The organism is Janthinobacterium foliorum (genome assembly GCF_978021625.1).
Window position 1 is genome coordinate 156,709 of record NZ_CDXDQE010000012.1, and the last position, 17,282, is coordinate 173,990.

Annotated in this window: 16 protein-coding genes; 12 read left to right on the plus strand and 4 right to left on the minus strand. The window is 64.3% G+C overall.

What is annotated here, in order from left to right; all coding sequences use genetic code 11:
* Positions 1-80: 80 nt before the first annotated feature.
* From ACZ92H_RS22410 to ACZ92H_RS22455, 10 genes are all read left to right on the plus strand, one after another.
* Positions 81-1,286, plus strand: coding sequence for an MFS transporter (locus tag ACZ92H_RS22410; protein ID WP_465051069.1), 1,206 nt, complete (start codon positions 81-83; stop codon positions 1,284-1,286).
* A gap of 72 nt (positions 1,287-1,358) precedes the next feature.
* The gene (locus ACZ92H_RS22415) at positions 1,359-1,883 is read left to right on the plus strand and encodes a hypothetical protein (RefSeq protein ID WP_131377683.1); all 525 of its coding nucleotides are present in this window, start codon (positions 1,359-1,361) and stop codon (positions 1,881-1,883) included.
* Between the two features lie 10 nt (positions 1,884-1,893).
* Positions 1,894-3,534 carry a GMC family oxidoreductase N-terminal domain-containing protein gene (locus ACZ92H_RS22420; protein WP_465051070.1) on the plus strand — a complete coding sequence of 547 codons (1,641 nt, stop codon included), beginning with the start codon at positions 1,894-1,896 and terminating at the stop codon, positions 3,532-3,534.
* Entirely contained in the window at positions 3,531-4,490 is a 960-nt protein-coding gene (locus ACZ92H_RS22425; RefSeq protein WP_465051071.1) for an esterase/lipase family protein, read from the plus strand. Before ACZ92H_RS22420 ends, ACZ92H_RS22425 begins: the two co-directional genes overlap by 4 nt.
* 304 nt (positions 4,491-4,794) lie before the next feature.
* Positions 4,795-8,445, plus strand: coding sequence for an EAL domain-containing protein (locus tag ACZ92H_RS22430; protein WP_465051072.1), 3,651 nt, complete (start codon positions 4,795-4,797; stop codon positions 8,443-8,445).
* 131 nt (positions 8,446-8,576) lie between these two features.
* Positions 8,577-9,173: a phasin family protein gene (locus ACZ92H_RS22435; RefSeq protein ID WP_465051073.1), complete on the plus strand. Its 597-nt coding sequence runs from the start codon at positions 8,577-8,579 to the stop codon at positions 9,171-9,173.
* Between the two features lie 139 nt (positions 9,174-9,312).
* Positions 9,313-9,984 carry a TetR/AcrR family transcriptional regulator gene (locus ACZ92H_RS22440; RefSeq protein ID WP_071324565.1) on the plus strand — a complete coding sequence of 224 codons (672 nt, stop codon included), beginning with the start codon at positions 9,313-9,315 and terminating at the stop codon, positions 9,982-9,984.
* 65 nt (positions 9,985-10,049) lie between these two features.
* Positions 10,050-10,823 (plus strand): tetratricopeptide repeat protein, encoded by a 774-nt coding sequence (locus ACZ92H_RS22445; protein ID WP_131377669.1) that lies wholly within the window; start codon positions 10,050-10,052, stop codon positions 10,821-10,823.
* Between the two features lie 11 nt (positions 10,824-10,834).
* Positions 10,835-11,380: an LOG family protein gene (locus ACZ92H_RS22450; RefSeq protein ID WP_465051110.1), complete on the plus strand. Its 546-nt coding sequence runs from the start codon at positions 10,835-10,837 to the stop codon at positions 11,378-11,380.
* 310 nt (positions 11,381-11,690) lie between these two features.
* A complete protein-coding gene (locus ACZ92H_RS22455; RefSeq protein WP_465051074.1) occupies positions 11,691-12,287 on the plus strand; it encodes a PEP-CTERM sorting domain-containing protein in 597 nt (198 codons plus the stop codon).
* 392 nt (positions 12,288-12,679) lie between these two features.
* Here ACZ92H_RS22455 and ACZ92H_RS22460 read toward each other — a convergent pair whose 3' ends face one another.
* From ACZ92H_RS22460 to ACZ92H_RS22470, 3 genes are all read right to left on the minus strand, one after another.
* On the minus strand, positions 12,680-13,192 hold the full coding sequence (locus ACZ92H_RS22460; RefSeq protein ID WP_034758768.1) for a YgjP-like metallopeptidase domain-containing protein: 513 nt from the start codon (positions 13,190-13,192) through the stop codon (positions 12,680-12,682).
* Between the two features lie 168 nt (positions 13,193-13,360).
* Entirely contained in the window at positions 13,361-13,762 is a 402-nt protein-coding gene (locus tag ACZ92H_RS22465; protein ID WP_131377659.1) for a KGG domain-containing protein, read from the minus strand.
* Between the two features lie 36 nt (positions 13,763-13,798).
* Positions 13,799-14,311 (minus strand): phasin family protein, encoded by a 513-nt coding sequence (locus ACZ92H_RS22470; protein WP_465051075.1) that lies wholly within the window; start codon positions 14,309-14,311, stop codon positions 13,799-13,801.
* 346 nt (positions 14,312-14,657) lie between these two features.
* Between ACZ92H_RS22470 and purU the strand changes: the two genes are divergently transcribed.
* Entirely contained in the window at positions 14,658-15,539 is an 882-nt protein-coding gene (purU, locus tag ACZ92H_RS22475) for a formyltetrahydrofolate deformylase (protein WP_131377655.1), read from the plus strand.
* Between the two features lie 38 nt (positions 15,540-15,577).
* Positions 15,578-16,120, plus strand: coding sequence for a YaeQ family protein (locus ACZ92H_RS22480; protein WP_131377653.1), 543 nt, complete (start codon positions 15,578-15,580; stop codon positions 16,118-16,120).
* Between the two features lie 197 nt (positions 16,121-16,317).
* Here ACZ92H_RS22480 and ACZ92H_RS22485 read toward each other — a convergent pair whose 3' ends face one another.
* Positions 16,318-17,103, minus strand: coding sequence for a head GIN domain-containing protein (locus ACZ92H_RS22485; protein ID WP_465051076.1), 786 nt, complete (start codon positions 17,101-17,103; stop codon positions 16,318-16,320).
* Positions 17,104-17,282: the final 179 nt, after the last annotated feature.

Below are 17,282 nucleotides of genomic sequence, written 5' to 3' on the forward strand. Positions count from 1 at the left end.
TCTCGTTTCGAGATCAATAAGATATTTTACAGATGACGGCCCAGGGGCCAGCATGGCGTTTTGACTGTACTGGAAGCGCCATGTCCATTGTTTCTACCCGCGCCGCAGCGTCGCCTGCCGCGCTGCCGCCCGCCATCTATCTGCTGTCCCTGTGCAGCTTTGCCTTCGGCCTGTCCGAATTTATCGCCGCCGGCCTCTTGTCCGGCATGGCGCGCGACCTGCACGCCAGCGTGGCGGCGGCCGGTGGCGCCATCGCCGCCTATGCGCTGGGGGCGGCCATCGGCGCGCCCCTGTTGACGGCCGCGCTGTCGCGCTGGCCCGAGCGCCAGCTGTTGGTGGCCACGCTGGCCGTGCTGGCGGCAGGCAGCGTGGCCATGGCAACGGCGCCGGCGCTGGGCGCGCTGCTGGGCGTGCGCTTCGTCGTCGGCCTGGCGCATGGCGTGTTCATGGCCGTCGCCTCGCATGCGGCCACCAGCCTGGTCGAGCCGGGTCGCGCGGGCAGGGCGCTGTCCATCGTCTGGCTGGGCCTGACCCTGGCGCTGGCGGGTGGCGTGCCCCTGGGGACCTGGCTGGGCGCGCTGTCGTCGTGGCGCTGGGTGTTTGCCGCCATCGGCGTGCTGGCCCTGGGCGGCGGCGCCGGCTTGCTGTGGGCCATGCCATCGGTGCGCAAGCCTGCCGCGCCCTTGTCTGCCTGGGCCGGCCTGCGCACCATCGTGCAGCCGGCCCTGCTGCTGGCGGCCGGCGTGGCGGCGCTGGTCAGCGTCGCCACCTTCAGCTTTTTCACGTATGTCTCGCCGTTTTTGCTGCAGATGGGAGGACTCGGCGCGGGCTGGCTGGGCGCCGCCATGCTGTGCTTTGGCGCGTGCGCCATCGGCGGCAACCTGCTGGGCGGCTGGTGCGCGGATCGCCCTTTCGCGCAGCGTGCCACCGTGCTGGCCCTGGCCGCGCTGGCGCTCAATCTGCTGGGTTTTTATCTGCTGCGCGCCTGGCCCGTGGCCCTGCTGGCCCTGTGCGGCAGCCTGGGCCTGCTGTTCTTTGCCCTCGTGACGCTGTCGACCATGCGTTTGCTTCGCCTGGCGCAGCAGCATTGTCCGGGCAGCGACGCCGTGGCGGCGGGCCTGAATATCGCCGCCTTCAATGCGGGGACGGCGGCCGGCGGCGCGCTCGGTGCGGCCCTGATCGTCAGCTTTGGCTTGCCCAGCATCGCCCTCGGCGGGGCGCTGGCGGCGCTGCTGGCCATGCTGCTGCTGTGGTTTTCGTCAAGAAAACTAGACGCTCTGCTCTAGTGTTTGCGCGCGGAGCCGCTTCTCCTTTGGCGTACACTGGCCGGCAAAAGGCCGTGCAAAACAAGGGGAGACATGCCGATGCGACGCAGATCGTTTCTGAAACTGGGCTTGCTGGGCGCCTGCGCGCTGGCCGCCGGCGGCGCCGCCTACCGCCTGGTACGCGGGCCGGCGCCGCCGAATCGCTTCGTGCTCGATGGCGCGGCGCGCGCGGCGCTGGCGGCCATCGTGCCGGCCATGCTGGGCAGCGCGCTGCCGCGCGAAGCCGGCGCGCGGGCCACTGCGCTCGATGGCGCCATCGCCGGCGTGGACACGGCCATCCATGGCCTGCCCCTGGCGGCGCAGCAGGAAGTGCAGGACCTGTTTGGCCTGCTGGCGCTGGCACCTGCGCGGCGCTTCGTCGCCGGCGTGAAGGATGGCTGGCCCGGGGCGGATCCGGCCCAGGTGGCCGCCTTTTTGCAGGCGTGGCGCACGCACCGCCTGGCCACCCTGCAGACGGCCTATCTGGCCCTGCATGATTTGATTCTCGGCGCCTGGTATGCCGATGCCGCCCACTGGGCCGCCATCGGCTATCCGGGGCCGCTGCCCGAACTGAGCTGACAAGGCCACCATGAGCACATCACCGATACCCGACCCCATCGCCATCGGCGTGGCCAGCGGCTGGCACGTCACCGACGCCAGCACCCTGAGCAGCGACCGTGCCTTCGAGGCGGACGTCGTCGTCATCGGCAGCGGCGCCGGCGGCGGCGTGACGGCGGAAATCCTCGCGCTGGCCGGCCTGAAAGTGCTCATCGTCGAGGAGGGCGGCTTGAAGTCTTCCCGCGACTTCAAGATGCGCGAAGCGCAGGCCTATCCCGCCCTGTACCAGGAATCGGCGGCGCGCAAGACGCGCGACAAGGCCATCAATATCCTGCAGGGCCGCACGGTGGGCGGTTCGACCACCGTCAACTGGACGTCGAGTTTCCGCACGCCGCCCGGCACCCTGGAATACTGGCGCAAGCATTGCGGCCTGTCCGGCTATGCCGTGGACGCCATGGCGCCGTGGTTCGCCATGATGGAGCGGCGCCTGCACGTGAGCGACTGGGCTGCGCCGCCCAATGAGAACAACGATCTGCTGCGGCGTGGCGCCACGGCGCTGGGCATCCCCACGGCCGCCATCCGGCGCAACGTGAACGGCTGCTGGAACCTGGGCTACTGCGGCACGGGCTGCCCGACGAACGCCAAGCAGTCGATGCTGGTGACGACGATTCCGTCGGCGCTGGCGCTGGGCGCGGGCCTGCTCGTGCACGCGCGCGCCGAACGTTTTATTTTCCAGGGCGAGCGCGTCGACAGCCTGCAGGTGACCGCGCTGGACGCGGCCGGCCAGGCTCCCACGGGCGTGCGCCTCACCTTGCGCGCCAGGCACTTCGTGCTGGCCGGCGGCGCCATCAACTCGCCGGCGCTGCTGCTGCGCTCGCAGGCGCCCGACCCGCACGGCTTGCTGGGCCGGCGCACCTTTTTGCATCCGACGGTGGTCTCGGCGGGCCTGTTCAAACAGCGCGTCGACGCCTACGCGGGCGCGCCGCAGACGATTTATTCCGACCATTTCCTGCACCTGGCGCCCATCGACGGACCCATCGGCTACAAGCTCGAAGCGCCGCCCCTGCATCCGCTGCTGATGGCCACCACCATGGGCGGCTTTGGCGACGAGCACGCGCGCACCATGCGCCAGTTTCCCCATGCGCATGCCTTGCTGGCATTGCTGCGCGACGGCTTTCACCATGATTCGGCGGGCGGCAGCGTCTCCATCGACGGCTTCGGCGCCCCCGTGCTCGATTATCCGCTCACGCCCTACCTCTGGGATGGCGTGCGGCGCGCGCTGCTGTCGATGGCGGAGATCCAGTTCGCCGCCGGCGCGCAAAGCGTGTATCCCGTGCATGAGCTGGCCCGCCACTACACCAGCTGGGCGCAGGCGAAGCAGGCCATCGGCGCGTTGCCGATGCAGGCGCTGCTGGCCCGCGTGGTGTCGGCCCACGTGATGGGCGGCTGCGCCATGTCGGACGATGCGCGCCTGGGCGTGACGGACGCGGATGGCCGCTACCATGGCGTGCGCAACCTGTCCGTGCATGACGGCTCGCTGTTTCCCACGTCGATCGGCGCCAATCCGCAGCTGACAATTTATGCGCTGGCGGCGCGCCTGGCCAGCGGCCTGGCGCGGCAGCTGACGGGGCAACCGGCCCCCGTGCCCGTCCCCGCTGCCACGACGGCATGATCGCGCGCATCCTCAAGTGGCTGATGCTGCTGCAAGTGCTGGCCGTGCTGGGACTTGCCTGGCTGGCCATGCATGCCTGGGGCATCGCTTCGCCGCTGCTGGCGTTGCTGCTGGCGGGCGCCATGCTGCTGGCCGTGCGCGCGCTGATCGTGGCGCGCAATTTTGCCGAAAGCCGGCGCCTGGGCAGTCCCGTGCCGCCAGCGTTTCGGCTCGGCGCCATGGCCGCCGCGCGGCTGTTCCTGGGCGAACTGCGCGCCACCCTGTGGACGTCGTCGTGGGGCATGCTGCGGCCGCACCTGCATGCGGCCGCCACCATCGACGCTGGCCAGGCCCTGCCGGTGCTGCTGGTCCACGGCTATGTGTGCAACCGCGGCTACTGGGCAAAGCTGAGCAAGCTGCTGGCGCAGGCGGGCATCGCGCACGATGCCGTCGACCTGGAGCCGATCGGCGCCAGCATCGACGATTTCGTGCCGCAGGTCGAGCAGGCGCTCGCGCAGCTGTGCGGGCGCACGGGCAGCGCGCGCGCCGTCATCGTCGCGCACAGCATGGGCGGCCTGGTGGCGCGTGCCTGGCTGCGCCGCCACGGCGCGACGCGCGTGGCACGCATCGTCACCATCGGCACGCCGCACCACGGCACGGCGCTGGCGAATCTGGCGGCGGGAACGAATGCGCGGCAGATGAGCCGCAGCGACGACGCGCCCAGCGGCTGGCTGGCGCAGCTGGCCGCCAGCGAGACGCCCGAGATGCGCGCCCTGGTCACGTCGATCTATTCGCATCACGACAATATCGTCGTGCCGCAGGCTTCCGCGCATCTGCCCGGCGCGCGCAATATCGCCTTCGGCGGCATCGGCCACGTGGCGCTGGCCAGCGAGGCGCGCGTGCTGCGTCAGCTGCTGGCAGAAATTACTATCAAGAACGAAGTCTGCCAGCCCCCATCCTCCCCCCATTTTGCCTGAGTGCTGTTGTGTTTTACCCGCATGGCAAGAGTGTCTGTTTTGACTCTGCTGTTGCCTGGGTTTAACAGGGCACGGGCCAGAAAAACCTGTTTTCCACTGGCGGACTGTATTAAGCTAACGTCAGGAAGGTGCCATCGAGAAATTTATTCCTGAGGCCGCCTGCGCCGTCCCGCTGAAATCCGGGTGCGAGATTTTTACCGGGATCTATGGCAAGATGTTGTGGGATTGTTATGTTATGTGCGCAAGTGGAAAGATGAGTACAGGCAAAAAAATGGATCAATGCAGTTTTTATTGGGAGTGCTAATTGTCCGCACGAATCCTGATTATTGAAGATAACGCCACCAACATGGAATTGATGGTGTACCTGCTGCGTGCCTTCGGCTATACGCCGCTGGCCGCCTATGACGGCGAAGAGGGCGTGCGCATGGCGCGCAGCGAGTTGCCGGACCTGATCATCTGCGACGTGCATCTGCCGAAGCTCGATGGCTATGGCGTGGTGGCGGAATTGAAGAAAGACCCGCAGCTGCGCAAGATCCCGGCCCTGGCCGTGACGGCGCTGGCCATGGTGGGCGACCGTGAACGCCTGCTCGAAGCGGGCTTCAATGGCTATATCGGCAAGCCGATCGAACCCGACCTGTTTGTCGCGGAGCTTGAATCTTTTTTACCCGGGGCGCCGTCGACGCCAGTTAAAAACGACATAGCAACGATATTGATCGTCGACGATCATGTATTGAACCGCGAATTCCTCACCGCCTTGCTCGGCTATAGCGGCCACCGCCTGCTGGAAGCGGCGAATGGCGCCGATGCGCTCGACGTCATGCGCACCGAGCGGCCGGACCTGATCATTTCCGACATCCTCATGCCGAACATGGATGGCTACGAATTCGTCACGCGCGTGCATGAGGATGCGGCACTGGCCGACGTGCCCATCATTTTTTATACGGCCACCTACCGCGAACAGGAAGCGATCCTGCTGGCGCAGGCGTGCGGCGTGCGCTGGGTGCTGCCGAAGCCGTCCGACCCCGAGGTCATCGTGCGCACCGTGAACGAGGCGCTGGGGCTGATGCCGGCGGCGGTGCCGCTGCCGGCCACGCCGGTTGCCGGCGCTGCTGCCGGCAGCAACGCTGCCGCGCCGGGCTCTGGCCAGCTGGCCGGCATCGAGCACCAGGTCAGCGGCTATCTCGATGAACTGGAGTCGAGCAGCCAGCAGATTTCGCAGCTGGCCAGCCAAAACGAAGGCCAGGCACCGGTGCCGGAAGACCTGGCCATCATGACGGAGCGGCTGTCGCGCTCGCTATCGAGCCTGCAGGCGGTGAGCCTGCGGCTGACGGCGCTGATCGAGCTGGGTATCGAGCTGGGCGCCGAACGCGATCCGCGCGCCCTGATCGAGGCAGGCTGCAAGGTGGCGCAGAATATCTGCGTCTCCAAGTATGCGTGCATCGGCGTGCTGGAGCCGGGCGCCGACAAGCTCAGTTATTTTTCCTCGTGCGGCGCCGAGAAAAATCTCGACCGCATCGCCAGCGCGCCGCGCGTGGGCATCCTGAACCGGCTGCTGGAACAGCGCCAGCCCTACCGCGTGAACGGCTTGAAGGGCGACCCCGCCGCGCTGGGCCTGCCCGATTCGCACCCGCCCGTGCATTCCTTCCTGGGCGTGGCCATCGCCTCGCGCGAGCGCAGCCACGGCTGGCTGTACCTGGTCGATAAGCTGGGCGCGAACGAATTTTCCGAAGTCGACGAGCGCGTCGCCGCCACGGTGGCCGCGCAGATCGCCGTCGCCTACGACAACCTGCTGCTGTACGACGAGATCAAGCGCCATCATGAGCAGCTGACCCTGGACATGGCGGCGCGCATCCGCCTCGATGAAGACTTGCGGCGCTTCCGCCTGGCGATGGATGCGACGGCGGACGCGATTTTCCTCGTCGACCGCGCGGGCATGTGCTTCGTCGATGTCAACCAGACGGCATGCCGCATGCTGGGCTTCGAGCGCGAGGATTTCCTGCGCGTCGGGCCGGGCCGCGCGCAGGAGGGCGAGGCGCAGCTGGAAGAACTGTACAACAAGCTGCTGGCCGGCGACCAGGGCGGTCCGATGACGGAATTGCAGCTGCAGCGCAAGGATGGCTCGCCGCTGTCGGTGGAAGTGCAGCGGCGCACCCTGCGTTCGGGGCAGAGCTGGATCCTGGTGGCCGTGGCGCGCGACATCACCGAGCGCAAGGATGCCGAACAGCGCCTGATGAAGCTGGCCCATTTCGATACGCTCACCGGCCTGCCGAACCGCAGCCAGTTCTACGCCTCGCTGACCCATTCGCTGGCGCAGGCGGTGGAGCACCAGTGGGCCGTGGCCGTGCTGTTCATGGATATCGACCGCTTCAAGAACGTGAACGACACCCTGGGCCATACCATCGGCGACGACCTGCTGCGCCAGTTCTCCAGCCGCCTGGTCGATTGCCTGCGCGTGCGCGACACCATCGGCCGCTTCGGCGGCGATGAATTTGCCGCCATCCTGGTGTTGCCCGAAGGCGCCCAGCATTCCGTCGGCGTGGTCGACAAGATCCGCGAAGCGATGCGCAAGCCATTCGACTTGCAGGGGCATGAAGTGACGGTCACCGTCAGCATCGGCATTTCCGTGTATCCGGACGACGCTGTCGACGCCGACACCCTGATCCAGTACGCCGACACGGCCATGTACCGCGCCAAGGAAGCGGGGCGCGACGCCTTCCGCTTCTTCACGGCGGAAATGAATGCGCAATCGATGGCGCGGCTGGACATGGAGAACGCCCTGCGGCGCGCCATCGACAACGAGGAATTCGTGCTGTTCTTCCAGCCCAAGGTGCACATCATTTCGGGGCGCATCAGCGGCGCCGAGGCGCTGATACGCTGGCGCCGTCCCGGCCATGGCATGGTCTCGCCGGCCCTCTTCATCCCGCTGCTGGAAGAAACGGGGCTGATCGTGCGGGTGGGGAACTGGGTGCTCGACGAGGCCTGCAAGAAGATCAGCGAGTGGGGCGCCAGCAGCATCGGCCCCGTGCACCTGTCCGTGAATGTGTCGGGCATCCAGTTCTTTGTCGGCGGCCTGGAAGAAGAAGTGCTCAAGGCCATCCGCAAGTACGATATCGCACCCGACCTGCTGGAGCTGGAGCTGACGGAAAGCTCGCTGATGTCGAACGCCGAGGAAACCATCGCCGTATTGCGCAACCTGAAGGCGCTGGGCATCCAGATTTCCATCGACGATTTCGGCACCGGCTATTCCAGCCTGGCCTACCTGAAGCGCTTCCCCATCGACAAGCTGAAGATCGACATCGCCTTCGTGCGCGAAGTAACCAGCAATCCCGATGACGCGGCCATCGTGCTGGCCATCATCAGCATGGCGCACAGCATGAAGCTGCAGGTGATCGCCGAAGGCGTGGAAAACGACGCGCAGCTGGCGTATCTGCGGCGCCATGGCTGCGACGAGATGCAGGGCTATTATTTCAGCCGGCCCGTGCCGCAGGAGGAATTCGAGCAGATGCTGATGGGGGGCAAGCTGCTGCAGGCGCCGCTCGATGCGGGCAGCGAAGAACAGCAAACCCTGCTGATCGTCGACGACGATGTCTTCATGCTCGACGTGCTCAGCGACTTCCTGGCGCAGGATGGCTACCGCATCCTGACGGCGCAGACGGCGGCCGAAGGTTTCGACATCCTGGCGCGCCACAAGGTGCAGGTGATCCTGTGCGACCAGTGCATGCCGCTCATGAGCGGCACGGAATTCATGGAGCGGGTCAAGCACCTGTGCCCCGATACCTTCCGCATCATGCTGTCCGCCTTTGCCGACCTGACGCCCATCATGGCCGCCATCAACCGCGGCGCCGTCGACCGCTTCTATACCAAGCCATGGAAGGGCGCCGTCCTGCGCGAGAACATCCGCGAAGGCTTCCGCCTGCACGGTCTTTTGCACGGCCCCGTGAAGGCGGCCGCCTGAGTGCTTGCTTGCGTGTGCTGGCGCACCCTGCGCGCCGGATTTTTATCGGATTAGACGCCCGTCTCTAGTTTTGCTCTCTAGAATAAAAGCATCCATGATAGTGATGGCCTTGCAAACGACGGGAGCTGGCGATGGTAAAGAAATTGAAGGAATTGGCGGAAGACAAGGAACTGGCGAACGCCGTGCGGTCGTCGGCGCAGCAGATCTGGCAGGCGGGCCTGGGCGCGTTCGCCAAGGCGCAGGAAGAGGGTGGCCGCGTGTTTTCCAAGCTGGTCCAGGAAGGCACGCAATTCCAGCAGCGCGCTGAAAGCAAGGTGGCCGACGTCAGCGACAGCGTGGGCAAGCTGGCTGACGGCGTGGGCAAGCAGGCCAGCGGTTCCTGGGACAAGCTGGAGCAAGTGTTCGAGGAGCGCGTGGCGCGCGCCCTGGCCACCATCGGCGTGCCCACGCAGCATGACATCGCCGCGCTGCACGCGAAGCTCGATGCCTTGAGCGCGCAGGTGGCGGCGCTGTCCAGGCCGCTGGCCAGGGGCGAGGCCAAGCCTGCCGCCAAATCCGCCGTGAAGGCGGCGCCGAAAGCGGCGTCGAAGGGGGTCGCGGTTCCCAAGGGCACGGCCAAGGCGGCACCAAAGGCAGCCGCGGCGAAGACGCCGGCCAAGGCCGCAGCCAGCCCGGCGCGCCAACCCGCTGCCAGGCCGGCGGCGAAGAAAAAAGCGCCGGCGGCCTGACCGGCTTCCCGCTCCAGCCCCAGCCTGCTTGCGCAGGCTTTTTTTCGCCAGCCTTTTCGCCGGGGCCGGCGGGCGGAGTGTTTCATTACGGCTATTTAAGGTGGTATGCTTGCGGCAGAACACAGAGAGATTGCCCGCCATGCTACAAAAAGCACCACGCCGTACCCGCGAACGCATCCTGGAATTGTCGCTACGCCTGTTCAATGAGTTCGGTGAGCCGAATATCACGACCACCGTCATCGCGGAAGAGATGAATATCTCGCCGGGAAATCTGTACTACCACTTTCGCAACAAGGACGATATCGTCAATTCCATCTTCGTGCAGTTCGAGGCGGAAATCGAACGCATCCTGACCGTGCCGGACGGGCGCCGCTCGAATATCGAGGACGTATGGCTGTATCTGCACCTGATGTTCGAACTGATCTGGCGCTACCGTTTCTTTTATCGCGACCTCAACGATCTGCTGTCGCGCAACCGCAAGCTGGAATTGCATTTCAAGCTGATCCTGGCGCACAAGATTAAGGTGGCCACGCAGCTGTGCGAAGACTTGCGCAGCGAACAGTCCCTGGAAGCGTCGGACATGGAAATCGGCGCCATGGCGACGAATATGGTCGTCGTCGCCACTTACTGGCTGTCGTACGAATACGTGCGCAATCCGCGCAAGTACAGCGAGCAGCAATCGATGTCCGATGCGCTGGCGCGCGGCTGCTACCAGGTGCTGTCGCTGATCGGGCCGTATCTGCGCAATGAAACACATTTGTTGTTCCGCAAATTGTCGGAAGAGTATGTGACCAAACTCAAGAACGACTGACGGCCGAGCCCGGCGCGCCGGCGCGGCCGGCAGGCGGGCAGGACGTTATTTACAGGAGAGACGGTATGGCTTGGAAACAATTCCCTTATCCTGACGCAGCCTATGTCTACACGGCGCAAAGCCTGGAAGCGGCCTGGCCGCGCCTGCATGCGGGCGACGTCGAACCGTTTCCCGCGCACCCGGCGCTGCTGCAGGCGTGGCTGGCCTTTCACGCGGGCGACTTCGAACGTGCCGTGAAGCTGGGCCTGGCCGTTGGCGTGCCTGGCTATGCGGTGGCGCACAAGGCCACCTGCATTTACGCCACGCATCTGGAAGTGAGCGAGCGCCAGAAACTCGACATGTACGAAGAGGTGGCCGAGCGCTGCGAGCGCCAGCAGATCGAGCAGCCCGATAATCCGGCCGGCTATTACTGGCATGCCTACAGCCTGGGCCGGTATGCGCTGGGTACTTCCGTCGTCAAGGCCCTGGCGCAGGGCATGGGCGCGCGCGTGCGTAACAGCCTGGACCGCACGATGACGGTGGCGCCCATGCATGCGGAAGCGCATATCGCGTTTGGGATTTATCATACGGAAATTATCGACAAGGTCGGCGCCATGATCGGCAGCCTGACATACGGCGCCAACAAGGAAGACGGCTATCAGCACTTCAAGACGGCCTTGGCCCTGACGCCGTATTCGGCGCTGGCGCATAGCGAGTATGCGCGGGCCTTGAATATGCTCGATGGAAAGAAAAAACTGGCGGAAGCGCTGGCCCTGTATGAACTGGCGGCCGAATGCGTGGCGCTGGACGCGAAGGAGCGCCTTGAAGTCGAGGCAGCGATTGATGAACTGAAAGAATAGGGAATATTGTGATCAAGGCTTTATGTGTGTACTGTGGCGCCAACGCGGGCGTGTCGCCCGACTATGCGGTGGCGGCGCGTGAACTGGCGCGGGTGCTGGTGTCGGAAAATATTTCGCTGGTGTATGGCGGTGGCAAGGTAGGCTTGATGGGCGTGATCGCCGATGAAGTGCTGCGCCTGGGCGGCGAGGTAACGGGCGTGATCCCGACCCAGCTGGTCGAGCGCGAAGTGGGACACACGGGCTTGACGCGCCAGTTCATCGTCAAGGACATGCATGAGCGCAAGGCGATGATGGCCAGCCTGTCCGACGCCTTCATCGCCATGCCCGGCGGTTATGGCACCCTGGAAGAGTTGTTCGAGATGCTGACCTGGGCCCAGCTGGGTCTGCACGCCAAGCCGATCGGCCTGCTCAACGTCGACCGCTTCTATGATGGCTTGATTGCCTTCGTGCAAAACGGCAAGGAACAGGGCTTCATCCGTCCGCAGCATGCGGCCTTCCTGAATGCGGATGCCGATCCGGCGGCACTGGTGCAGCGCCTGAAGGACTGCGCGCCGTAGGTCTGCTTTACAAAAGTTATCTGGAGCCATGCACTGCGAAGTGCATGGCTTTTTTATTTCCGCACGGGAAAATTGATCAAGCTCAATGAATTAATTAATAAAAATATGATCATAATGTTTCTCTGTTTGCATGTTTTTTTGAAAATGAAGATGCTTTTTATGCATGAGTGTGGTCTACTGGTGCTGTTCAAAGTCAGGACTGCCGGACACCTGTGAGCGCCACATGACTCCCAAAAAATGGTGCCGACAAGTTTCAAGTTGCCACAGCCACGCTACTTCATCATCTCGAAAGGATGCTATTTTGAAACCTATGACACTCTTGCGCGCGACCGCCGTCGCCGCCATTCTCGCTGCCGCCGGCGGCGCCCAGGCGCAAACCACCGTGATCGGCTTCGACTCGCTGGAACAGCCTGGCCTCTTCGGTTCCGTGTTCAACTCCTACTCGGAAGGCGGCTACAATTTCGACAGCAGCTTCCTGGGCCTGTTGAGTTCGCCACATCAGAGCAATTTCGCCTATGCCGGCTCGGCCGGCCTGGGCGCGACGGCCCTGTCGACGACGACCCTGAGCCGTGCCGATGGCGCCGCTTTCTCGCTGAACTCGATCAGCCTGGCCGATTTCGTCAGCCTGCCCGGTTCCTTCGACGTGACCTTCGTCGGCCACCAGGTGGGCGGCGGCACGGTAACGCAGACGTTCACCCTGGGTGGCGGCCACACTTTCGCCGATTACACGTTTACGGGCTTCAGCAACCTGCTGTCGGCATCGTGGCGCGAAGGCGCTTTCCATACTTTCCAGGTTGACAATATTGCCGCCACTGTCAGCGCCGTGCCGGAACCGGCTACGTATGGCATGTTGCTGGGTGGACTGGGCCTGCTGGCCTTCCTGGGCCGCCGCAAGAAAGCCGCCTGAGTGTGACTGCCGCGCCGGCCGCGCCGGCGCGCAAGAAAAAAGCCGCCCCGTGCATCTGCATGCACGGGGCGGCTTTCTTGATGCGTGCTATGCGCCTCTCGCACTTCTTGCCCCCTATCTCTTGCGCCTCCTGCGCTTCCTGCGCATCGGGCGCGTCAAGGGTATCAGGTACATCGCGCGTGTCAGGCGCATCATCCCCAATACCAATGCCGCACATACAGCACCATGCAGCGTATGCTGCACTGCACTGCACTGCGCATGTCGCACCTCATTCCCGCTGCCAGTCGCGCGCCAGGCGTGGCGTGCGCCCGCTAGATCCTGCTGCCCTGCAAAACCTTACAACCTTACAACCTTACAACCTTACAACCTTACAACCTTGAAGTCTTGTGACTTTACGACCAGAGGCGCTGGCCGGACAGGTCAAGCTGGGTCAGGTATAGCCGCACGTCGAATTCGTACTGGTGGTATTGCGGTTCCATATACGTGCACAGCTTGTAGAACGCCTTGTCATGCTGCTTTTCCTTCACGTGCGCCAACTCGTGCACGGCGATCATGCGCAGGAATTCCAGCGGTACTTCCTTGAACATGGTGGCCACGCGGATTTCATGCTTGGCCTTAAGCTTGCCGCCCTGTACGCGCGAGATGGACGTGTGCAAACCCAGCGCATGCTGGATCACATGGATCTTGCTGTCGAACGCCACTTTGTTGATGGGTTCGGCATTGCGCAGGAATTCATTCTTCAAATCCTGCACATACTGGTACAGCGCCTTGTCGTTGCGCACGTCATGCGCGTTCGGATAGCGTTTCAGCAGGACGTCACCCAGCTTGTCTTGCGCGATCAGTTGCTGTACTTGCGCTTGCGTCTGCTCGGAATAGGCGCTCAGGTATTTCAGGGATGGCTGCATGGGGGAAGGGCGGGGCGGATCGCGGGCGTGTCGGAGAGGCGAGAATGTACCATATCGCCCAAGCCGGCACCCAGACGGCGCGCAAACCGGCATATTGCGCGGCGCCGTCCGCCCGCTTTCCCTCCTGGTCCGCCCCGTCATCCTTCCGCGCAGACGGGGCCGGCGCGTTCAGCCCTTGTCCTCCTCGTCTTTCTCACCTTGCCGGCTGGTTTTCGACTGTTGCTCGGTGCTGCCGCCGCGCGCCGCCGCGCTGCTGCGGCTTTCATTGGCGCGCTGGGCCGATTGCCGGCTTTCGCCGCCCTTGCGGCCGATTTCCGCCATGTGTTCGCGGTTGCGGCTCACGGCTTCGCCGCCTTTCTGCCCGGCCCGGCGCGCTTCTTCCGAGTCGAATTCGTGCGCCGTGCCTTTCTGGTGGGCGGCCTGCCCGCCCTTGCTGGCGATTTCGCGCTGCTGTTCCTCGTTCATGGCGGCGAAGCCGCGTTTGCTCGTGCCCTTGGTGCTGCCGGGATCGCCGGCTTTCTGGCTGCTGCCAGCGCCTTTGCCTTGTTCGTTACCTTGATTGCTAGCCATGGTGTTCTCCTTGCGGTCGAGTGGGGGATCTGGTTGTCAATGCGCCTGATCGGCTTGCGTACCCGTATCGCGGCTGCGGCCGGCGCCGTCGCGGTGGGCACCGGCGTGCATTTTTTCGATCAGTTCGCGCTGGCGCTGCGTGGCTTTTTCCGTTTCTTCGGCGGTCTTGCGCACCACTTCGTCGGCGAAGGCGGCAGCCGTGCGGCTCGCTTCGGGAATATGTGTTTCCGCTGTGCGGTTCATTTCGACGTTGGCATTGGCGACGAGATTGCCCAGCTGCTGCTGGTACTGGCGCAGCTTGTCGCTGCCCGGCTGCAGCTGGCCCGCTGCCAGCGACATGAATTCCCCCGTGTCGCGCGCGCACAGCAGCTGCTGGCCGGCGCTGCTCCATTCCTGGAACAGGTCTTGCGCCAGCTGCAGGTGAAGCGCGCTCATTTGCTGTGCCGTATCGAACATCTTGCGCGACAGTTCGGTGGCGAAGTTGAGCTGAGCTTCCAGATGGGACTTCAGGGCGGGGCTGAGACTGGAATTGAAACTGTTTGTGAACATGTTCTACCTCGATGAAAATCTGGTCCGAGAAACACCCGGTGCACCGGGTGCGACGTGTGTTGAAACAAGCAAAGGGATAGACGCCGGACAGCGCGCCAGGTTCCGCGCCACAGGGCTGTTTAGGGGGGGATTGGCCCTTCGCCGTTTGAAAAATGCGAGGGCTTTGCGCCAGATCAAAAGATGCTTGAATCGCATGCGGAAGGGGCCTGGTCGTTGCTGCGGCATGGAAAATGCGGTTTTACGGCCCCAGCCGTGCGACAATAGCCGGCTCGCGGCAGCGCAGCCGATAGCCGGCGCGCGTGGCTGAGCCGAGCGTAGACTTACTTTTTGACCTTATTCCGCGACCATGACGCATCCCGAATACATCCTGACCCTGTCCTGCCTGGACCAGCGCGGCATCGTGCACCGCGTGTCCGGCTTCCTGGCCGAACGCGGCTGCAATATCCTCGATTCCGCCCAGTTTGGCGACCAGGAGTCCCAGCTGTTCTTCATGCGCGTGCATTTCGCGCTGGAAGACGGCGCCGTCAGCGACACCCAGCTGCGCAGCGACTTCGCCGCCCTGTCGCAAGCCATGCAATTGAATGGCCCGTTCCACGGCCAGCTGCACGATGCGCGCGTCAAGCCGCGCGTGATGCTGATGGTGTCGAAGATCGGCCACTGCCTGAACGACTTGCTGTTCCGCTACAAGAGTGGTTTGCTGAACGTGGAAATTCCCGCCATCGTTTCGAACCACATGGAGTTTTACCAGCTGGCGGCCAGCTACAATATTCCGTTCCACCACCTGCCATTGGCGGCCGGCGCGCCGGAAGCGGCCAAGCTGGCGCAGGAAGCGAAGATCCTCGACCTGATGGACACGCACAAGATCGACCTGGTGGTGCTGGCGCGCTACATGCAGATCCTGTCGCCCGGCCTGTGCCAGGCGCTCGACGGCCGCGCCATCAATATCCACCACTCCTTCCTGCCCAGCTTCAAGGGCGCCAAGCCGTATGCGCAGGCGCACCACCGCGGCGTCAAGCTGATCGGCGCGACGGCGCATTTCGTCACGGGCGACCTGGACGAAGGCCCGATCATCGAGCAGGACGTCGAGCGCGTCGACCATGCGATGGATGCGGACACCCTGACGGCCATCGGCCGCGACGTCGAGTGCGTGGTGCTGGCGCGCGCCGTGAAATGGTTCGTCGAGCACCGCATCCTGAAAAACGGCGACAAGACGGTGGTTTTCCGCTGATACCGACTTCACTATCACTTTACCGAGACAGAAACACGATGGCCCTCAAAGCAACAATTTTCAAAGCCGATCTGCAGATCGCCGACATGGACCGCAATTACTACCAGGATCACGCGCTGACCCTGGCGCGCCACCCGTCCGAAACGGACGAGCGCATGATGGTGCGCCTGCTGGCGTTCGCCATTCACGCCAACGAGGCGCTGACCTTCACCAAGGGCCTGTTCGATACGGAAGAGCCGGACCTGTGGCAGAAAGACCTGACCGGCGCGATCCAGCTGTGGATCGAAGTGGGCCAGCCGGACGAAAAACGCATCCTGAAGGCCTGCGGCCGTTCGGAGCAGGTGATCGTCTACAGCTATGGCGCTACCAGCCACATCTGGTGGAAGCAGATCGCCAACAAGCTGGAACGGGCGAAGAACCTGACCGTCATCAACTTGCCGTCGGAAGCGGCGCAAGACATGAGCAAGCTGGCGCAGCGCACCATGCAGCTGCAATGCACCATCCAGGATGGCCAGATCTGGCTGACCGACAGCGTCAACACGGTCCTGATCGACCGCGAACCGGTGAAGCCGGCCCGCTGAGTTGGATTGTCTGAAATGCCAAAAGCCCGGATCATTCCGGGCTTTGTTTTTTTTAACTACGGCGCCACCTGGCAACACCGTAGCGCGCGGATGTCAGTTGCGCTTGCAAAGCGCAGCTGTGCGACTGTACGGGGCCGCCGAGGCAGTGAGCATCGCAGGCCGCAATCGCCACGCGCAGTCGGTGTGGACCGACGTCCTCAGTTAGGTGCCGCGCCCAGTCGCTTGATGCTGCTCGAGCGCTGCATGCTGCGGCTGATGCGCGGGTCGCCGTAGTAATTCACCTCGCCCGAGCCGCCGATGCTGATGGTCAGCTCATCCTTGGCCCAGACGGTGGCCTCGCCAGAACCGCCGATGCTGACCTGCACGTCGTTGGCGGCCAGCTTGCCCGCCTGGATGTTGCCCGAGCCGCCTATCGAGGCCGTCAATTGCTCCGTCTTGCCGCTGGCCTTGAAGTTGCCGCTGCCGCCGATGGCGACCGACACCATGCGGCTGTCGAGGTCGCGCGCGCTGATGGAGCCGGAGCCGCCCACGTCAAAGCGCAGCTTTTCCGCGCGCAGGCCGGTGGCGACTATGCTGCCCGAGCCGCCCACGCTGATGCGTTCCACCTGGCGCGCCTGGATGACGATGGTCAGACTGGTCTGGCGGAAACTGGCGTTGCGCTTGGCGGGGCGGATGCGCAAGGTGCCGTTTTCCACGGCCGTGTCGATCAGGGGCAGGATGTTGTCATCCGTTTCGATGGTGATGCTGTCCGTGTTGCCGATGCGCAGTTCGACATTGCCGGGCACGTTCAGCGCCACGCCATGGAAACTGCCCACTTCGCGCGTCTGTTTTTGCAGCTTGCCGCTGCCCTGGATGCCGCTGCCGGAAATCCAGTCCAGCGGCGAGGCCAGCGCCGGCGCGGCGGGGACGGCCAGGACGCAGGCGGCCAGCAGCAGGGCGCGCGCGGCGCGGATGTGGCGGGGGTGGAAAATTGCATGTGTCATTCTTGCTCCCTGATTGGATTTGGTCTGACTGCATGGTATGCCAGCCGGCCCCCGCCGCGCAGGGCGCTGCGACAGACTGCAATGCCGGCGGCACAGAATGCAGCAAGATGCGACAGGATGGCATGAGGTATCATGCCGGTATTGGACATACGACGACCGGCACGCGCCGGTCCCACTAC